General features: G+C 36.2%; 15 protein-coding genes and 1 pseudogene. 6 read left to right on the forward strand and 10 right to left on the reverse strand.

The genetic code is table 11. The features are described from left to right. Positions 1 to 419: 419 nt before the first annotated feature. The gene (locus JMM81_RS17885) at positions 420 to 1,250 is read right to left on the reverse strand and encodes an aldo/keto reductase (protein WP_256242926.1); all 831 of its coding nucleotides are present in this window, start codon (positions 1,248 to 1,250) and stop codon (positions 420 to 422) included. A gap of 378 nt (positions 1,251 to 1,628) precedes the next feature. On the opposite strand from JMM81_RS17885, the gene tnpB reads away from it, so the two are divergent. From tnpB to JMM81_RS17905, 4 genes are all read left to right on the forward strand, one after another. Continuing rightward, positions 1,629 to 2,750: an IS200/IS605 family element RNA-guided endonuclease TnpB gene (gene tnpB, locus JMM81_RS17890; protein WP_256242927.1), complete on the forward strand. Its 1,122-nt coding sequence runs from the start codon at positions 1,629 to 1,631 to the stop codon at positions 2,748 to 2,750. Between the two features lie 122 nt (positions 2,751 to 2,872). Further along, entirely contained in the window at positions 2,873 to 3,055 is a 183-nt protein-coding gene (locus JMM81_RS17895) for a zinc ribbon domain-containing protein (protein WP_375162412.1), read from the forward strand. Positions 3,056 to 3,851: 796 nt separating this feature from the next. Beyond that, entirely contained in the window at positions 3,852 to 4,463 is a 612-nt protein-coding gene (locus JMM81_RS17900; protein WP_375162414.1) for a spore coat protein, read from the forward strand. A 324-nt stretch (positions 4,464 to 4,787) separates the two neighbouring features. Further along, positions 4,788 to 5,741 (forward strand): NAD(P)H-dependent flavin oxidoreductase, encoded by a 954-nt coding sequence (locus JMM81_RS17905; protein ID WP_256242959.1) that lies wholly within the window; start codon positions 4,788 to 4,790, stop codon positions 5,739 to 5,741. A gap of 40 nt (positions 5,742 to 5,781) precedes the next feature. Here the strand turns inward: JMM81_RS17905 and JMM81_RS17910 are convergent, their stop codons facing one another. Continuing rightward, entirely contained in the window at positions 5,782 to 6,408 is a 627-nt protein-coding gene (locus JMM81_RS17910; RefSeq protein WP_256242929.1) for a YczE/YyaS/YitT family protein, read from the reverse strand. A gap of 408 nt (positions 6,409 to 6,816) precedes the next feature. On the opposite strand from JMM81_RS17910, the gene JMM81_RS17915 reads away from it, so the two are divergent. Continuing rightward, the gene (locus JMM81_RS17915; protein WP_256242930.1) at positions 6,817 to 7,866 is read left to right on the forward strand and encodes a lactonase family protein; all 1,050 of its coding nucleotides are present in this window, start codon (positions 6,817 to 6,819) and stop codon (positions 7,864 to 7,866) included. 135 nt (positions 7,867 to 8,001) lie between these two features. Here JMM81_RS17915 and JMM81_RS17920 read toward each other — a convergent pair whose 3' ends face one another. Further along, a complete protein-coding gene (locus tag JMM81_RS17920; RefSeq protein ID WP_256242931.1) occupies positions 8,002 to 9,654 on the reverse strand; it encodes a sensor domain-containing protein in 1,653 nt (550 codons plus the stop codon). A 161-nt stretch (positions 9,655 to 9,815) separates the two neighbouring features. Here JMM81_RS17920 and JMM81_RS17925 point away from each other — a divergent pair, with 161 nt between their 5' ends. Then, a complete protein-coding gene (locus JMM81_RS17925; RefSeq protein WP_256242932.1) occupies positions 9,816 to 10,301 on the forward strand; it encodes a V4R domain-containing protein in 486 nt (161 codons plus the stop codon). A 118-nt stretch (positions 10,302 to 10,419) separates the two neighbouring features. Here the strand turns inward: JMM81_RS17925 and yhbH are convergent, their stop codons facing one another. From yhbH to JMM81_RS17960, 7 genes and pseudogenes are all read right to left on the reverse strand, one after another. Continuing rightward, positions 10,420 to 11,592 (reverse strand): sporulation protein YhbH, encoded by a 1,173-nt coding sequence (gene yhbH, locus JMM81_RS17930; RefSeq protein ID WP_256242933.1) that lies wholly within the window; start codon positions 11,590 to 11,592, stop codon positions 10,420 to 10,422. A 292-nt stretch (positions 11,593 to 11,884) separates the two neighbouring features. Then, positions 11,885 to 12,910: a DctP family TRAP transporter solute-binding subunit gene (locus JMM81_RS17935; protein ID WP_256242934.1), complete on the reverse strand. Its 1,026-nt coding sequence runs from the start codon at positions 12,908 to 12,910 to the stop codon at positions 11,885 to 11,887. 59 nt (positions 12,911 to 12,969) lie between these two features. Beyond that, positions 12,970 to 13,282 (reverse strand): annotated as a pseudogene (locus JMM81_RS17940) (methyl-accepting chemotaxis protein); the annotation flags it as partial. Positions 13,283 to 13,589: 307 nt separating this feature from the next. After that, complete coding sequence (locus JMM81_RS17945; RefSeq protein ID WP_256242935.1) at positions 13,590 to 15,485, reverse strand: PrkA family serine protein kinase; 1,896 nt, start codon at positions 15,483 to 15,485, stop codon at positions 13,590 to 13,592. A 634-nt stretch (positions 15,486 to 16,119) separates the two neighbouring features. Further along, positions 16,120 to 16,869, reverse strand: coding sequence for an oxygen-insensitive NADPH nitroreductase (nfsA, locus tag JMM81_RS17950; RefSeq protein ID WP_256242936.1), 750 nt, complete (start codon positions 16,867 to 16,869; stop codon positions 16,120 to 16,122). Between the two features lie 118 nt (positions 16,870 to 16,987). Next, positions 16,988 to 17,470: a tRNA (uridine(34)/cytosine(34)/5-carboxymethylaminomethyluridine(34)-2'-O)-methyltransferase TrmL gene (gene trmL, locus JMM81_RS17955; protein WP_375162413.1), complete on the reverse strand. Its 483-nt coding sequence runs from the start codon at positions 17,468 to 17,470 to the stop codon at positions 16,988 to 16,990. Between the two features lie 99 nt (positions 17,471 to 17,569). After that, positions 17,570 to 18,454, reverse strand: a complete 885-nt coding sequence (locus JMM81_RS17960) for an amidase domain-containing protein (RefSeq protein WP_256242938.1) — start codon at positions 18,452 to 18,454, stop codon at positions 17,570 to 17,572. Between the last annotated feature and the right edge of the window lie 43 nt (positions 18,455 to 18,497).

Here is an 18,497-nt window from a genome sequence, read left to right on the forward strand (position 1 = left end):
CCTGATATGGCTTATTAAAGTATTCTGCATCGTTAATTTAAGTATATTCTTTCACAACTTTTATCAAATTCGCCCCGCCGAATTTGCGCCCGGATTTTTATCACGCTTCAGAAAGCCACATCCTGTGGCTTTCGCCTGACTAGGACGTCCTGTCCGTCGTCGAGCTCGCTCGATCAATTACCTTTAAAAAATCCGAGGCATCCGCCGGAGGCTTAACTTCATTCAGTCGGGGTTTGAACCCCCACTGAATCAGAGAGCTTTTTGCATTCATCCCCCACTTACAGAAGTGGAGGACTTCTGCTGAATGAAGTTAAAAAGTTTATTCTATACAAAAAAAGCTTTCCTACAAGGTATGTGTCACCTTTAGGAGAGCCCTTTCATAAATCCTTCTTATAAAGTAATAAGGACTATTTAATTCACTATAAATTAAAATTATCAGGATCAGGTCCAAAACGCTTATTCTCATTTAATTGATTGATTGCGTCCATATCCTCTGTTGTTAATTCAAAATCAAAAATATCAGCATTTTCCTTTAATCGCACTGGTGAAGCTGATTTAGGAATAATGATCACATCATTTTGCAAATGCCATCTTAAAATAACTTGAGCAGTTGATTTTCCATACTTTTCGGCAATTGCTATAAGGCGGGAATCCTCAAGTAAACGACCTCTCGCTATTGGTGACCATGCCTCTACTGCGATATCATTTTCCTTACAAAAAGATCTTAGCTCTTTTTGGGATAGCAGCGGATGTAATTCTACTTGATTCACGACCGGTTTTTCCTTCGAATGAACGAATAAATCTTGTAAGTGATGGATCTGGAAGTTGCTCACTCCAATAGATTTTACTTTTCCTTCATCATAAAGCCTTTCCAATGCCTTCCAAGTATGTAAATATTCATCTTCTACTGGCCAATGGATCAAATACAAATCAATATATTCCAAACCAAGCTTTTTACGACTCTTTTCAAAAGCGGCAAGTGTTTCTTCGTAGCCTTGATCCGTATTCCATACTTTTGTTGTGATAAATAACTCTTCACGCGGGATTCCACTGTCTTTTATCGCTTGCCCGACTCCTTCTTCATTATCATAAAATGCAGCTGTATCAATCGAACGATATCCAAGATTTAAAGCTGTTTTAACAGTGTCAACAGCTTCATTTCCATCTTCAATCTTAAATACACCCAGGCCAAACTGCGGCATTTCTACACCCGTATGTAACTTTATTTTATGAGAGATGCTATGTACCATTGATAAAACCCTCCATTCGATAGACTACTTATATCATATCACTATCAACAGCCTTATTTAACAAATCTACCGCTTAACATATTAAATAACTGTTAACTTTTATCTAAAATAGGCGAGAATACCCCTTCCTCAAGGAATGTGAAGGGAGTTAGCCCAATGAGTAGGGAGGGGATGAATCGCCTTCGGACAAGGGATGGCTTTCTTGCCATCTCGATTGTCCGACTGTTCGAGAGCACATATTCTGCTTAACTTGAAAAAAATCATCATATGAGTTCCAAATCACCCTTTGTTAATTCTCTTGCAAAAACAAGAACAAACGTTTGAATAATATTCATAAAAATGGTAAAATAGAAGCAGGGAACAAGGAGGTGTCAACGTATGTTGGTGAACAAATCCTATAAGTTTCGTATGTATCCTAACCAAAAACAAGCAGGACTCATGAATAAGACCATTGGTTGTTCTCGTTTTGTATTTAACTTCTTTCTTGGCAAACAAAAAGAAAAAGACGCTTATTGGTCGATCGTAGAAGAAATGAAACAGAATGGTCAGCTTCCCATGAATCATTGGAAAGGCAAAGGCTTAAATAAATATGAAACCGTTAAATCACTTCCTGAACTGAAGCAGCATTATCCCTTTTTAAAAGAAGTAGATAGTATTGCTTTGCAAAAGTCTGTTGAAAACCTAAGTGACTCCTATGAGCGATATTACAAAAAACAGAACAAACAACCCCGTTTTAAGTCTAAAAAGAATCAGGTTCAGTCTTACACAACCAAGCATACGAACGGAAATATTGCGGTAGTAGATCATTATATGAAATTACCAAAACTAGGACTTGTTCGTTTTGCCAAAAGCCGTGAAGTAGAAGGACGAATTTTGAGCGCTACCATCAGACGCAATCCTTCCGGAAAATATTTTGTTTCTTTAGGAATGGAAACAGAAGTCGCAGAATTACCTAAAACCCATTCGGCTGTCGGCATTGATGTGGGTGTCAAAGACTTTGCCATTCTTTCAGATGGAACACCCCCTTATAAAAACCCAAAATTTTTCCGCGCCTTAGAAGAAAAGTTAGCCAAAGCCGGGCGAATCATGAGTAGACGAACCATAGGCGGTGCGAACTGGTACAAAGCCAAACGTAAAGTGGCTCGTATTCATGAAAAGATTGCCCATACACGTAAAGATTACTTGGATAAAATCTCTACCGAAATTGTCAAAAACCACGACATCATCGGAATGGAGGATTTGTCAGTATCTAATATGTTAAAGAATCACAACCTTGCAAAAGCCATCAGTGAAGTATCTTGGTCACAATTCAAAACCATGATTAAATACAAGGCAAAATGGTATGGAAAACAAGTCGTTACAGTAGCGAAAAACTTTCCTTCTAGTCAACTATGTTCTTGTTGTGGCTATCAAAACAAAGACGATCAAATTCGCCCCGCCGAATTTGCGCCCGGATTTTTATCACGCTTCAGAAAGCCACATCCTGTGGCTTTCGCCTGACTAGGACGTCCTGTCCGTCGTCGAGCTCGCTCGATCAATTACCTTTAAAAAATCCGAGGCATCCGCCGGAGGCTTAACTTCATTCAGTCGGGGTTTGAACCCCCACTGAATCAGAGAGCTTTTTGCATTCATCCCCCACTTACAGAAGTGGAGGACTTCTGCTGAATGAAGTTAAAAATCTTGGACTACGTGAATGGGATTGCCCAGAATGTCATACCCATCATGACCGAGATATTAACGCAAGTTTAAATCTTAAAAATGAAGCCGTAAGACTTCTAACCGTTGGAATGACGGGGATCGCCTAATCAATAACTGATCGATAGATCGGTGTTCTTAGGAATCCCCCACTTCAAATTTTCGTTAGAAAATTAAGTGGTGGGTAGTTCAAAAAAGAATTAACTCTTCACATATTTTTTCTCATAAACAACCGTTTTTAAAAGTAGTGAAAGGAAAATGGCGCAAAGTTCATCCACTTGTCTATACTTTCGCTATCCTAATTTTCTATCAAATCACTTTTTTACCGCATTAATGGTCGGGACGCTTTTAGGACTATTTCTGCTGATTTCGGGCACCATAAATTCCTTATATATGAACAAAATTCTCTTTTAACCAATTCTCTAAAATATCTAGTAGCTCAAAATCTACTGGTATTTCGGACAAGCTCTTATATTCCTTCATTAGACCGAGCAATGATTAATATATTTGCTTTTTATCCATGTATCTAACTGTCGGTACAAGGTGGCTTGTGCAATATCTGGTAACAATTGTGCAAGTTCCTTGCTGTTCTTTCCTCACCACCAAGGAATTTTTGAATAACTCTTAAACGGATAGGATGCAAAATAATATCGGCTTTTCGTTCTTTCATATCTCTTCATCCTTGTATTATTTATATTGATTATATTATCAATATTTATTTGCTCCTCCCACCTATATACTAAGATATTCACATTATTTCTTTCACACTAAAACTATACGAAGCTAAAGCCTAAAGAAATTTGGATTTATATTCCTTACATCTTTACACTTCTTTTTAACACAATAATCATGTATGACGAGAACGTCTACAATTTTATAATAGGAGGAAATCATATAATGATGAATATGCAGCAACAAAATAATACGCAACAAATGATGTCGAATATGCAGCCAACTGATACAAAACATGGTGGACATGAATTAATGGATGTTCATGAAGTGTTAAGCTGTACCATTTCAACACTCGATCAATATTTACTCTATAAGCAACATGTAAAGGATCCTGAATTAATAAATATTTTGAACCGTCAACATCAATTTATACAAGACCAATATAATATTCTGACTGAATGTTATAAGTCAGGCATGAATCCATCACATCATACAGTAAGATATACGATGACACAAAACAATGATGTTGTGTATGGCTTAACTCCTAGTCAACCAAGAAAACCAAAAATGAATGCATCAGAAATTGGTGACAAATGCATTTCTAACTATATGATGGGATTAATGAAAGCTGGTGCCAGCGAACTTACAAAAGCTGCCCTTGAGGTGACAAACCCTGTTGTTAGACGGGTTATTGCCGACTCTGTTCCTAATTACATTGAAATGGCCTATGAAATATTCCAATACCAAAACAAACATCAATATTACCAAGTAGCGCGATTAGATCAACAAGATATGGAAACCATTATCAACAGTTTCGCTACTACTAGTGGTCAACAGCTTCAATAATCAATGAGGATTTTTTAAAGTTGCTAGAAACAGGAATATTACCTATGCAAAAAGCCAGCTATTCCGCTGGCTTTTTGCATAGACCTCCTCATTTTCCATTCCATTCCTTCCTCATTAACCTTCCACTATTTGTAAATATTTTTTGTTAAAAGTTGATAATAAACTCCAAAAGCCCCATTTAATTTATTATCAATTTTTAACATGTGGTAATATAAATCACATATTTTTAAAAATTTAGATGATACAATGCTTAAGTAAACTATTGATTATGATCAAAAGAAACGGGGTATTATATTGAAATTTCCACAGTTAAAAATAGGCCATATGCTTCCAAAAGTTCCCGTTATACAAGGTGGAATGGGTGTTGGTATTTCCCTTAGTGGACTTGCCTCTGCTGTAGCTAATGCAGGTGGAATTGGAATCATTTCCGGTACTGGTATCTCCATAGATGAAATGCGTAGCCACATTAGACAAGCAAAAGAGCGGGCTACAAATGCAGGTTATATTGGTGTAAACATTTTATTTGCTATGAATGATTTTGCTGAAAAAATGAAAATCGCACTTGAAGAAAAGGTGGATTTTATTATTTCTGGTGCTGGTGTCTCACGTGATATGTATGCCTGGGGAAAAAAGGTTGGAATTCCGGTCCTCTCTATCGTCTCAAGCGCAAAACTTGCACGAATTTCTGAAAGACTCGGTGCTGCTGCTGTTGTAGTTGAAGGAGTCGATGCAGGTGGACATCTTGGAACGGACAGATCTGTGTTTGACATTCTACCTGAAGTCGTTGAAGCTGTTTCAATACCTGTCATTGCAGCAGGTGGGATTTTAACTGGTGCTGATATTGCAAAGGCCATCGGGATGGGCGCATCAGGTGTGCAAATGGGAACACGATTTGTCGCAAGTGATGAATGTGATGCTCCACTGAATTTCAAACAAAAGTACGTGGATGCTCGTAAAGAGGATACTCTTCTTGTCAAAACAACTGTTGGCTTACATGGGAGAGTAATTAAAAATAATTTTAGTGATTTGATCACTCGTTCAAAGACAGTAAAAATAGATAAATGCCATGATTGTCTTAAGAATTGCTCTTATCGTTTTTGTACACTCGACTCTTTATTCAAAATAGTAGAAGGGGATGTTGAAAACGGACTTGTTTTTGCCGGATCAAGAGTTGGTGAAATCAAAGAAATCCTACCTGTCCAAACAATTATGAATCGTCTTACTGAAGAATATGAAGAGGCTATGAAAACGAAACAATACGACCTTCATTTTGCCTAAAATAATAAAACGACAGGTGTTATCGATAACACCTGTCGTTTTATTTTGTTATGTTCATAAAATTAAACGGATTGTGATAAATTTTATAGGCTAACTTATTAAAGAATTGAATGATGGTTCCAATACAAAGTACCAAAACAATGGAACCAGCACCTATTTTACCTCCGATTATGACCCCGATCATGATAAACGTAACTTCTAAGATGGTTCGTGAAATCATTAAACTCATATGAAATCGTTCAGTTAAGGCTACCATCATCCCATCATAAGGCATTCTTGGTAAGTTTGCCGTTAAATAAATCCCAACTCCCATTCCAATGAGTAAAACTCCCAGCAGAAAGACCCCCCATCTTAATGACGGAGAATGTAACCAACTCTCCAAATTAGTAAAAATAAGCTCCATCCAAAAATCCATCATGACTCCCCAAAAGATCATTGTAATCACAGACTCAAATTCTGGTCTTTTTTTGAGAAGAAATGAATTGAACAACAAAAATAGACCTTGAGAAATGATGACCCATGTTCCAAAGGTAAATCCTGTCCTCTCAGCTAACACTAATAAGACGATATCTTGAGGACCTGCCCCAGCATTAGACTTGATAATAAACGTAACACCCATACAAGCAATAGCAATTCCTGTTACATAAAAAAGTAGTTTTTTTCCCATTCACTCTACCTCTACATTTCTTTAGAACTTCTTGTGAATGACGTATATAAGATTGTCAAAGATCTAATTAAACATATACAGCTTTTCCATTATTTATTCCAATAACATCATTTTTCATGCTTTTCTTTCATAAAGGCCCTTTTCGTAAACTTTGTTGCTTTTCATAATATAATATAGAAACTACATACTCATTTTGATATTGAACACATAAGAATTGTTACGAAAAGATGCCCCGACATTCTGATTCATACGGTTTAGATATTCATTCAGAAAACAACAATCTATGCGAAAAAACCCTTCATAAATCAGCAATTAACCATCTGTTATTAGCTTATTGAATGAGGAGTATGGTAAGATCTAATTTGCATAAGTTTAACTCTAATCATTAAAAGGAGGTAAAAAATAGAGATGAAAAATGAACATAAGTTTCTTGGGTTTATTGGTACATATACAAAAGGAGCTAGCGAAGGTATTTACTCTTTCACCTTCAATACAGAGGATGGAAAGATTGAAGATATGAAAGTTGCTGCAAAAATAGAGAATCCTACTTACTTAACCATCAGCAAAAACAATCAACACTTATATGCAGTAGCAAAAGCAGGAGAAAATGGCGGTGTAGCAGCTTTTTCTCTAAGCAGAGACACTGGAGATTTGCAATTTCTGAATCAACAAACAGCAGAAGGATCACCACCCTGTCATGTAAGTGTTGATCCTAAAAATCGCTATTTATTATCTGGAAACTATCATAAGGGAACTGTAGCAGCTAACACTTTGAATAAAGAAAACGGTATGATTAACGGAGAACCTTCGATTATTCAGCATAAAGGTGCAAATGAAGATCAAAAGCCTCATACACATTACGCTGCTTTCACACCTGATGAAAAATATATTGCAGTGGTTGATCTCGGAATTGATCAATTAGTAACTTACAAATTAAATAAGGATGAATTGGTAAAAGTAAGCCATTTGGATCTAAAACCAGGTAGTGGTCCTAGACATCTTGTCTTTCATCCCAATCATCCTTATGCCTATTTGATGACTGAATTTAGTTCTGAAGTCATTTTATTACAATACAACACAGAGAACGGAGCATTTTCTGAAATTCAATCTATTTCTACTTTGCCAGCAGATTTCACAGAAAATAATCAAGGTAGTGCCATTCATATTTCCTCTGATGGTCGTTTTGTTTATGCGGGTAATCGAGGACATAACAGCATTGCAGTATTCAGTGTCGATCAAGACACATACAAGCTAACCTTTGTGGAGCATACTTCAACAATGGGAGATTGGCCGCGTGATTTTTCTTTAGATCCTACAGAGAAATATGTCATTGCCTCTAACCAAGAATCGAGTAATCTTGTTCTATACAAAAGAAATATAGAAACCGGTACACTCACCTTACTTCAATCTGATATTGTTGTTCCACATCCGGTTTGTGTAAAATTTTTAAACCAATAATCTCAAATTTTTTTACTTAAAGCCAAAAAGGATGGAATCCAACCATCCTTTTTATCATTTTATTCCTACTTTAGCAACACCTCGTTTAATGAACCTCAACATCATGAATCTCATGTATGAAACTACTTTTTACCGCTAACGTTGTAAATACTTTTTCATTTCCGATGGTGCGAGTGGCTTACTAAAAAGATACCCTTGAACAGCATCACAAGTTTGTTTTTTCACCACATGTAACTGACCACCTGTTTCAACACCCTCTGCAATCACTTTAAGCTTCATTGAATGAGCAAGAGAGATGATCGCATTTGTAACAAGTGACGAACTTTTATCCGTTTCAATATCTTTAATAAAAGAACGATCAATTTTCAAAATATCTACAGGTAGTTTTCCTAAATAACTTAAAGAAGAATAACCTGTTCCGAAATCATCAATTGAAATATGAATTCTCATTTCCTTCAATTTATTCAGAATGCTAATGGCTACATTTACATCTTGAAAAATCATACTTTCCGTTATCTCTACTTCAAGCCATTGCGAGTCTAATCCTGTTTCTTTCAATATCCCATCGATTATTTCAGGAAGACTAGTTTCAGAGAATTGTTTAACAGAAAGGTTAACCGCTACTTTAATAGGCTGATAGCCAGTATCCTGCCATACTTTATTTTGTCTGCACGCTTCTCTAAGCACCCATTCTCCAATTGAAATGATCAATCCTGTTTCTTCTGCAAGTGGGATAAATTCACTAGGAGAAATAAATCCAAGTTCAGGATGCTCCCAACGCAATAATGCCTCAACACCCGTCACTTCGTTTTCTAACAAATCAACTTGCGGTTGATATACAAGTTGAAGTTGGTTTCTCCTAACAGCCTTTCGCAAATCTTTTTCTAAAATAAACCTTTCATACCCTCCGGCCTGATCTTCTGCTTTAAACCACTCGATTTGGTTTCTTCCTTGTCTTTTCGCTTTATACATTGCCATATCGGCATTGGTAATTAACACCTCAGTATCATCACTATCATTCGGATAAAGGCTGATACCAATACTAGCAGTTATAATAAGCTCTTGGTTAAATAATTGAACTGGTTGTGATAGACTCCTCAACAGTCGATTAGCAATCTCCTCTGCTTCTCTTCTATTTGTTATATTTGGAAGCAAACAAACAAATTCATCCCCACCCATTCTGGCAACGATATCGTTATTACTGAGGGATTTTTTCATTCTTTCTGCTACACTTTGCAACAATTCGTCTCCATATTTATGTCCGAGTGTATCATTTATAAATTTAAAACGATCTAGGTCAATAAAGAGAAGCGCTGCCAGGTTTTCTCTCGCTGATTTTTTTATCAGTGATTCTTGTAAGCATTCCTCAAAACAACGTCTATTCGGTAGTTTTGTTAAAGGATCCCTATACACTAATGGATGAATTTCATTATAAATAAAAGCAAAGTATGATTCATTCTGTATATTGTGCAACTGAATAACCTCTAGCCCAAGATTCTTAACCCTTCCATTTTTCCGTTGTAAAAGAATCTCAGTTTCCCAATGATTCTCAAGAGGATCACCTTTCTGAAAAGAAAAAGCTGATTGCCGTTGAAAATGAAGGACGTGGATAGATTTTCCCATCAAATCATTATGATTATAACCAGTTAATTTATGAAAAGCAGGATTTGCCTTTACAATTTGACCATTTTGATCAACTAGTACGATCCCTTGACTATAGAGGTTAAAAAATGTGTCAAAGAAAGGATTCTCTAAATGCCGTCGCATCAATTGTTTATCTATCATCATATCTCCACCTAAAAAAGTGACTTGTATTTCAGTTATTCAGCTGCGACGTATAAACCGCTAACCGCTCAAGGCCTTAAGCCGTCTCATAATGTCAGTTTATCTCTATTTCTTTTTCAAAACAGTGATCTACATCAAGTACAAACGAAGGATTTTCAGGGAGAATGGATGTATCAAGCTTGAAAGCGGTGGTTATTATGATGAGAGATTTTACTTTTGACGATATGAAGCAAATTAATCGAGACGAGTTAGGTGATCACGTCCCACTCGAATTGTTTCGGGCGATCCGCTTAATAGGGATGTATCAGGGCTTACCAATGAAAGGAAAAAGCACCACTTTAACTGTTGGTAGAAAAATTGGTGAGAGTTTACCAGTACATTCATTAGAAGATATTATTGAAATGTTCGTTCAACTCAAAATTGGCAAACCTACTATCCTAGAAAAAACGGAAAATGAAATAAGTATCATCGTGGAAGATTGTTTTTGTAAAGGAATACCTGCTCAGGAAGGAAAGCTAGTATGTGATTTAGAAGGTGCTATTTTAGAAGGAGCATTAAAAAAACTATGGAAGCAAGAAATCAACTTGCGGGAAGTAAAATGCAATGTAAATGGGGATGAACACTGTGAATATAAAATAACACTCTCTTAACAATAAATATTTCCAAAAAGGTTAGTCGCTTTTCAAGTAATATCCTCACGACTACTATCAAATATCTTTTCAGCGCGCACAAAAAACGATAGGTACTGGTCACCTATCGTTTTTATGTTTATGCATATTGCTTATTCTCTGCTTCTTTTTCAAAGAAGCTAGTCATCGCATTGAATACGTCTGCTTTTTGCTTGAGAATATAATATTTGAAATATTCATTTTTGATATTTTTATAGGCGGACATTAGTGTCGAATGACGATTATATTGGTTTACTTCACCATAACCAAACATACTGGAAACCTTAATTAATTCCTCCACAAGTTTAACACAACGAGCGTTATCTGAGGTTAGGTTATCTCCATCAGAAAAATGAAATGGATAAATATTAAAGCGATCTGGATGATATTTTCCCTCAATCAATTCGAGTGCCTTTCGATACGCGGATGAACAAATCGTACCACCGCTTTCTCCTTTTGAAAAGAAATCGTCTTCTGATACAACTTTGGCTTCCGTATGATGAGCAATAAACTCGATTTCTACCGTTTCATATTTAGAACGTAAAAATCTTGTCATCCAGAAGAAAAAGCTTCTAGCCATATACTTTTCCCAAATTCCCATTGAGCCACTCGTATCCATCATGGCAAGAACCACGGCTTTTGAATCAGGCTTCACAATTTCATTCCATGTCTTAAATTTTAAGTCTTCCTGATAAATAGGATGAAATTTGGGCGCTCCTGTCATTGCATTTCGCTTAAAAGCTGACATCATGGTTCTTTTCTTATCGATATTTCCCATTAAACCTGTTTTTCGGATATCATTGAATTCAATGTCTTCAAGAAGATTCTCTTGAAGTTCTTTCTTTTTTAAATTAGGCAGTTCTAATTGTTTGAACAAAGCCTCTTCCAATTCCATTAAAGAAACCTCTGCTTCAAAATAATCTTCACCTGCTTGGTCTCCTGCCCCTTGCCCTTTACCGGGACCTTTTTGTGCATCAGAACCATCGCGAGCAACAACGTCCCCAACCTGGCTTTCTCCATCGCCTTGACCCACATGTTTATTCTTATCGTAATTATAACGAATCTTATATTCGTCAAGAGAACGAATTGGGATTTTCACCATTTCTCTACCCTTTGACATAATAATACTCTCTTCTGTAATTAAATCAGGAAGATTATTTCGAATCGCTTCTTGGACTTTTTCTTGGTGCCGCTGCTGGTCATCATGGCCTTTACGATGGAGGGACCAATCTTCTTTTGAAATCACAAATTGATGGTTATTCTTATCGTTCATTCTAACCCCTCCTTAAAAAATAATTATTTTTGCACATATTTCCCATAGAATCATACAATATAGAGAATGTAAAAAATCAGTTAAAATGGTGGATTACTCTATCATATGCAATAAGACAAAATAATTTACAAATAATTTCGATAATGATTGATTTGCCTATAGAAATAGACAAGCAGCCCCTAGTAATTAAAAACAAACATAATGACTTATAGTTTCAACTGAAAAGTAGCATTAGAGCTTGTTACAAAAAATGAACTTATGAAGTTATATACAGCTCTCAAATCGATATTTTTTACATAGAAACTTCTTTCATTAACTTATCAAAAAGTTCTGCTCCTACTTCCTTTCTAACATCCTCATAAATTGCATTCGTAGCTTCTTTAAATTCTTGTTTCTGTTCATCCGTTAGTTCTGTCACTTCCATTCCTTCCTCTTTGAGAAGCTCTAGAGACTTTTCTTCATCCTCTTTCGACAGTTGTCTATTAAAATCACGTGTTTCTACTGCTGCATCCATGACAATCTTTTGTAAGTCTTCAGGTAATCCATCAAAGAACTTTTTATTAATCACGACCGGCCAAGGTGAATAGGTATGACCTGTCAATGTTAAATATTTCTGTACTTCCTGAAACTTCTGTGCATACATAAGTGACAGTGGGGTCTCCTGTGCATCAACTACTTTTTGATCTAGTGCAGCATATAATTCAGTAAAAGCAATCGGTGTAGCGTTTGCTCCCATCAAAGACCATGTTTTAATTTGCATTGGATTTTCTAATGTACGCATATTCATTCCTTCCATCTCTTGAACACTTGTTACTGGATACTTATTGTTGGTTAAATGTCGGAAACCATTTTCCCAATAAATAAGGCCGATGATCCCTTTGTCAGACATAGAGTCAAGTACTTCTTGCCCAACTTCCCCGTCCAATACTCTATGAGCTGTTTCATTATCTTTGAATAAATAAGGTAAATCCCACATCGCTATCCCTTTAGCAACAGCATCTAATGGAGCAGAGGCTGGAGCCATCATGGTTAACTCATCAAGTAAAAGCTGTTCAAGCATTTCTCTTTCACCGCCAAGCGCACCATTTGGATGAATTTCCATTTTTATTTTTCCCTTACTATTTGTCTCAACAAGTTCTTTAAAGTGTTCAAATGATGCTTGAGCAAAATGATCTTCTGATGCTGCATGTCCAGCTTTGATCAAAAATGTTTCTTCCTTGCTTTTACCCTTTTCTTCCTTAGAAGTTGATTCAGAACAAGCGGCCAAGATAATGACTAACAACAATATAACTACTCCAAAAAATCGATTTCTTTTCATAGAATGATACCCCCTTTATACTAAATTAATTAGAAGCGCTAAATAAAGAAGACTTCCATTGTTTCCATCTGAATATGGTGAATCATTGCTGTAATCTGCCCAGCAGATCGTTTTGATTCTTCCGCCAATTTTCTTACCTCATCTGCTACTACAAACAGTAAACCCTTTACCATGCTCTCCTCCCCTTGCCGCTTCAATCGCTGCATTTAAAGCAAGTAGATTCGTTTGCTCAGCAACACCTGTAATAATCTCAATAATTTGGCTGATTTCGTTTGAACGATTCCTTAAGGAGTGAATAGAACTGCTTGCTTTTGATACAGTTTGCTGAATTTGATTCATTTGACCAATAACATGGTCAATAAATTGTTCTCCTCATAATAAAGATCCCCTTTTATATTTATGGGAATATTTTATCGTTAAAAACATGGATAATCTGTGAGAAAAATTACAATTTTCTAGAAGAACACAACTTGCAGTCTACTGAGTTGGTATATACTGTTAAAAAATATATAGATTTACTTGTAAAGTGTATATAAAAATGCAAAATGAGAAAGACAGCTGTTGTTCACCTTTTAGACACAAAATCATCTATAGCCAAAAGAAAGACCATCCGTCAGAACATGAACGGATAGCCCCTTTACCACAAACTATTAAATTACTTACAGGATTAAAATTCTTTTTAACGATTCAGCAAGCTACCAACATAGCGTAGTAAGTCATTCGCTGAGGTCGAGTTATAGCCATGCTCATCAATTAGTCGAGCGACCACTTCATTTACTTTCTTTAGTTGCTGCTCATCTGGTGTTTTGGTTGAAGTAGTAATTTTCACGACATCTTTCAAATCGTGGAACAACTTCTTCTGAATAGCTTCACGTAAACGATCATGAGAATTATAATCAAATCGTTTCCCTTTACGCGCGTAGGCTGAGATACGAATCAAAATTTCTTCGCGGAATGCCTTTTTCGCATTCTCAGAAATACCAATTTGTTCTTCGATGGAACGCATCAATTTCTCATCTGGATTGATTTCCTCACCTGTAAGCTGATCGCGAAGCTTAATTTTATTGCAATAAGCTTCAACATTATCTAAATAATTATCCATTAATGTTTTTGCTGACTCCTCATATGAATAGACAAATGCTTTTTGTACTTCTTTCTTCGCAATATCATCATATTCTTTACGAGCAAGTGAAATATAGTTCAAATAACGTTCACGCAGTTCTGGTGTAATGGAAGAATGCTGATCCAGTCCTTCTTTCAAGGAACGCAATACATCCAGCGCATTGATACTCGACATCTCTTTACGTATGATAGTAGAAGAAATCCGGTTAATCACATAACGAGGATCAATTCCACTCATTCCTTCATCACCATGTTCTTTTTTCAATTCTTCAACATCAGCTTGATTGTAGCCTTCCACAGCTTCACCGTCATACAGACGCATTTTTTTCACTAAATCGATATCACCTTTTTTTGGTTCCTTCATTCTCGTTAAGATGGTAAACATCGCTGCTACTCTCAATGTATGTGGAGCGATATGGACGTCAGAAACATCACTTTCACTAATCATTTTTTCATAAATCTTTTCTTCCTCTGACACCTTCAAGTTATATGGAATAGGCATAACAATGATTCTAGAATGCAAAGCCTCATTTTTCTTATTTGAAATAAAGGAACGATATTCTGTTTCATTCGTATGCGCAACAATAAGTTCATCGGCACTAATTAAAGCAAATCTACCTGCTTTAAAATTTCCTTCCTGCGTAAGTGAGAGCAAATGCCAAAGAAATTTCTCATCACATTTTAACATCTCTTGGAACTCCATCATTCCACGATTGGCTTTATTTAATTCCCCATCAAAACGGTATGCTCGTGGATCGGACTCAGATCCATACTCGGCAATGGTTGAAAAATCGATACTTCCTGTTAAGTCAGCAATATCTTGTGATTTTGGATCTGACGGACTAAATGTACCGATACCAACACGTCTGTCTTCAGAGAAGAAGATCCGTTCGACCATAACGTCTTCAATTTTACCATTATACTCCTGTTCAAGACGCATCATATTCAATGGAGAGAGATTTCCTTCAATTCTAATGCCATATTCATCATAAAAGTCTTTACGTAAATAATGTGGAACTAAATGGAGCGGATCTTCGTGCATTGGGCAGCCTTTAATCCCAAATACAGCTCCTCTGTCTGTTAACGTATAAGCTTCCAACCCTCTTTTCAACATGGTTACAAGGGTTGATTTACCACCACTTACTGGTCCCATCAATAATAGTATTCGTTTCCGAACATCAAGTCGTTTTGCAGAAGGGTGAAAATACTCTTCTACAAGTCTCTCAAGAGATTCTTCCAATCCAAACAACTGATTCGAGAAAAATTTATAATGTTTTTTACCATTTATCTCCTCTACACCTGAATCTTTTATCATATTATAAGTCCGTGAATGTGCTGATTGAGCAACCCATGGCTTTTCTTTAACTATTTCTAAATACTCTCCGAATGTCCCTTCCCACTTAAGCATCTCTTCTTCTTGACGATATAGCTCGATTCTTTTTAATATATCCATATGAACCTCCTCTGTCGCTTTATCCCATTTTACTGGCCAGAAAGACCTACCCATTCTCCTAGTCCAAGAATAAAAAAACTAGAGTAGGGCTATTGCCTGCAATTGTCCGAGCGTAAGTATACAACTAAATAACACCACCACATCGTATGAACCGTAACTAACCATCACTAGTAGAAATAAAACCTCCAATGATGGAAGTTTCACTTTATCAAAGCTGATTAATACAATGTATGCTTAGTTATTGGCTAACATGCCAAAAAAGGATAATCAACTTGGACTAACGAAAATAAAAACTATGAATCATTCTATGTTAAAAATCACTTATTATTCTATTTGTTAGAAATTTTCTTTCATTTTATTCACAGACTTTTCATAGTAGGCTATAATAAAGCTATCATTCAAACTTGATTCTTTTATAAAGGAGGCCTACATACCACAATGGGTACGATCCTTATTCTCGGAGTAATGGTTACATTCCTTGTAGCTATCTTCACAGCTGGATATAATGATAAACCAAATGTTACGAAATAATGATGTAAAAAGGCCGCATTTGCGGCCTTTTTCATGGTATAAGAAAGTATAACTTTTGAACACAGATAACTGTTTAGCGCAAAGCTGGCGACTTGCTCTTTTCTTATTTTAAATCAAATCTATGTTTCCCAATAAATTCCTTCATATACATTCGCTTTGGATTACTAAGCATACTTGCCATCTGCCCCGTCCAAGTATCTTTTCTTTTTCCACCTGTTCTTTCATTATAATAACGAGATATGAATTCATTATATTCTTCCAACTGTCTTTTATATAGGGATGCATCCTGCTCGTATTCATTTTCATGATAAATATGAGAAAGAGGGAGACGTGGTTTTTTATCTGTTAATTTTTCTGGATAACCAACAGCCATACCAAACAATGGAATAACCCTTTTCGGTGTTTTTAGTAGGTTACACACTTCAGCCAAATTATTGCGAATCCCACCAATATAACAAACCCCTAGATCCATTGATTCAGCGGCAACTGCTGCGTTTTGGGCAGCAAGTGCTGTATCAATGATCGATACTATAAAATTTTCTGAACTTTCAATTGAGGCTATTACATCTTTATTTTCCATTTCACCCAAAAATTCATGGCGATTTAAATCCGCACAAAAAATAAAGAAATGACCATTTTTCTCAACATAACTTTGATTACCAGCTACTTCAGCCAACTTCTTTTTCTTCACTGGATCTGTGACGCCGATAATGGAATAGGCCTGAATATAGCTTGAAGTGGATGCAGACTGTGCACTTAAGACAATCAGTTCAATTTGCTCTTTTGTTAAGGACTTATCTTCAAAATGACGGATCGATCGATGGGACAGCATTGTTTCAATCGTTTGATTCATTCATATCACCCTTCTTATATATTCATATCACTATCTTATCTAAGATCCTTTTGTTTATCCATTATGAAGGGCTCCCAAGTTAGAATAAATAAAGGAACCTAAAAAGGTCCCTCTAGACTTATTTCAAATGCAGATAATTTTGTTGCCGTAATGCTTCGTAAACGAGAATAGCAGCTGTGTTGGACAGATTTAAAGACCGCACATTTTCAGTCATCGGAATTCTTAATGCTCGATCGCGATTATTTTCAATCACATCTTTTGGCAATCCTGTTGTTTCACGTCCAAAAATAAAATAATAATCTTTTTCAGTATGGCTATAATCGAAAGAGGAATGAGGCTTTGTACCATATTTCGTTAAATAGAAATACTCACCACCATGATTCTTCTCATAGAACTGATCTAAAGAATCATAATAAACGATATTGACGAATTCCCAATAATCAAGTCCCGCTCGCTTAAGCATTTTGTCATCGGTTGAGAAACCGAGTGGACGAATTAAATGTAAACTAGTATCTGTTGCTGCACATGTCCGTGCAATATTTCCAGTATTTGCTGGAATTTCCGGTTGATATAAAACAATATGCACTGCCAATTTTTTCACCTCTAAAATAAACTCTTCGTATTATTGTATTATTATACCACTCTCCATTCTTGATACAAGATAGGGCCTTACAGAGAATATACAACTACTTTTACAAGATCACTCATCATCGATAATCGTAAAGAATTTATACTGGATGTTTGGTGTATAAGCGGTTGAATCTTCATATGCCCAATAACGCATTCGGCTATTTGTTGTATGGGCGTTTACAAGCGGCATACCAAAAGTATCTCTTCCTGTTACAATCGTCGAATGGTCAAAACGACCATCTCCTTGAAAGTCGTAACAAATCACATCCCCAAGTAATAGCTCGTCAGGACTTGTCACCGCCTTTGCTCTTAATCCTATTGTTGAACCAGGTAAATACCATCTTAATGAATTGGCAACAGTCCAGCTATAACTCCAATTATTGTTCTGCATCCACCATCCCTTGCTTCGATTTGGATGCCCTCTCATAGGAGCCTCTCCTGCATGAAGACATTGTGAAATATAATTTGTACAATCCACATCAAATTTTTTATAAGCGGGATTATAATCATTCCACCATCTTTCTGCATATTGCACAGCCTTCAAACGGTTGTAATGAAAGGCAACTCTTTCATCTTGTTCTTCTAAATCCAATTTTGGTGGATCAATCACACGGTCGTCTTCAGAAAAAAACGGATTGATTTCCTGATCATCGACTAATATTCCTTTATAAAATTCTGCCTTTCGTAATTCGATTTCTTCTTCCAGATAAAGGTGGTCTTTCTGCTGGATTAAGTACTGAAGATGAACTTGATAAAGAACTTTTTCAAGTTCACCTTCAGATGGCTCAATATGGTCGATCTTCCCTTTTGCTTTTACTTTAATCATCCCGGCCTTTCGATTGCTTAAAGCTTCTCGTTTTCTTTCTATTTTTTCACATAGATCAATCGGACTTCGGGAATTAGTAACACATTGCTGAACTCTTTTTTCTAGTAGCTCTTGAAGCTGTATTCGCAAATGTCCTCACTCCTTTCCTTCTATATATATGAGAGGAGTTTAT

Origin of the sequence: Bacillus sp. V3B (genome assembly GCF_024494465.1) — a bacterium.
GTDB lineage: Bacteria > Bacillota > Bacilli > Bacillales > Cytobacillaceae > Bacillus_BD.

What these genes read in the sequence shown, in the direction of transcription:
- JMM81_RS17885 (WP_256242926.1), bottom strand. Translation starts at nt 1,250, where the DNA reads ATGGTACATAGCATCTCTCATAAAATAAAGTTACATACGGGTGTAGAA.
- tnpB (WP_256242927.1), top strand. Translation starts at nt 1,629, where the DNA reads ATGTTGGTGAACAAATCCTATAAGTTTCGTATGTATCCTAACCAAAAA.
- JMM81_RS17900 (WP_375162414.1), top strand. Translation starts at nt 3,852, where the DNA reads ATGCAGCAACAAAATAATACGCAACAAATGATGTCGAATATGCAGCCA.
- JMM81_RS17905 (WP_256242959.1), top strand. Translation starts at nt 4,788, where the DNA reads ATGCTTCCAAAAGTTCCCGTTATACAAGGTGGAATGGGTGTTGGTATT.
- JMM81_RS17910 (WP_256242929.1), bottom strand. Translation starts at nt 6,408, where the DNA reads ATGGGAAAAAAACTACTTTTTTATGTAACAGGAATTGCTATTGCTTGT.
- JMM81_RS17915 (WP_256242930.1), top strand. Translation starts at nt 6,817, where the DNA reads ATGAAAAATGAACATAAGTTTCTTGGGTTTATTGGTACATATACAAAA.
- JMM81_RS17920 (WP_256242931.1), bottom strand. Translation starts at nt 9,654, where the DNA reads ATGATGATAGATAAACAATTGATGCGACGGCATTTAGAGAATCCTTTC.
- JMM81_RS17925 (WP_256242932.1), top strand. Translation starts at nt 9,816, where the DNA reads ATGGATGTATCAAGCTTGAAAGCGGTGGTTATTATGATGAGAGATTTT.
- yhbH (WP_256242933.1), bottom strand. Translation starts at nt 11,592, where the DNA reads ATGAACGATAAGAATAACCATCAATTTGTGATTTCAAAAGAAGATTGG.
- JMM81_RS17935 (WP_256242934.1), bottom strand. Translation starts at nt 12,910, where the DNA reads ATGAAAAGAAATCGATTTTTTGGAGTAGTTATATTGTTGTTAGTCATT.
- JMM81_RS17945 (WP_256242935.1), bottom strand. Translation starts at nt 15,485, where the DNA reads ATGGATATATTAAAAAGAATCGAGCTATATCGTCAAGAAGAAGAGATG.
- nfsA (WP_256242936.1), bottom strand. Translation starts at nt 16,869, where the DNA reads ATGAATCAAACGATTGAAACAATGCTGTCCCATCGATCGATCCGTCAT.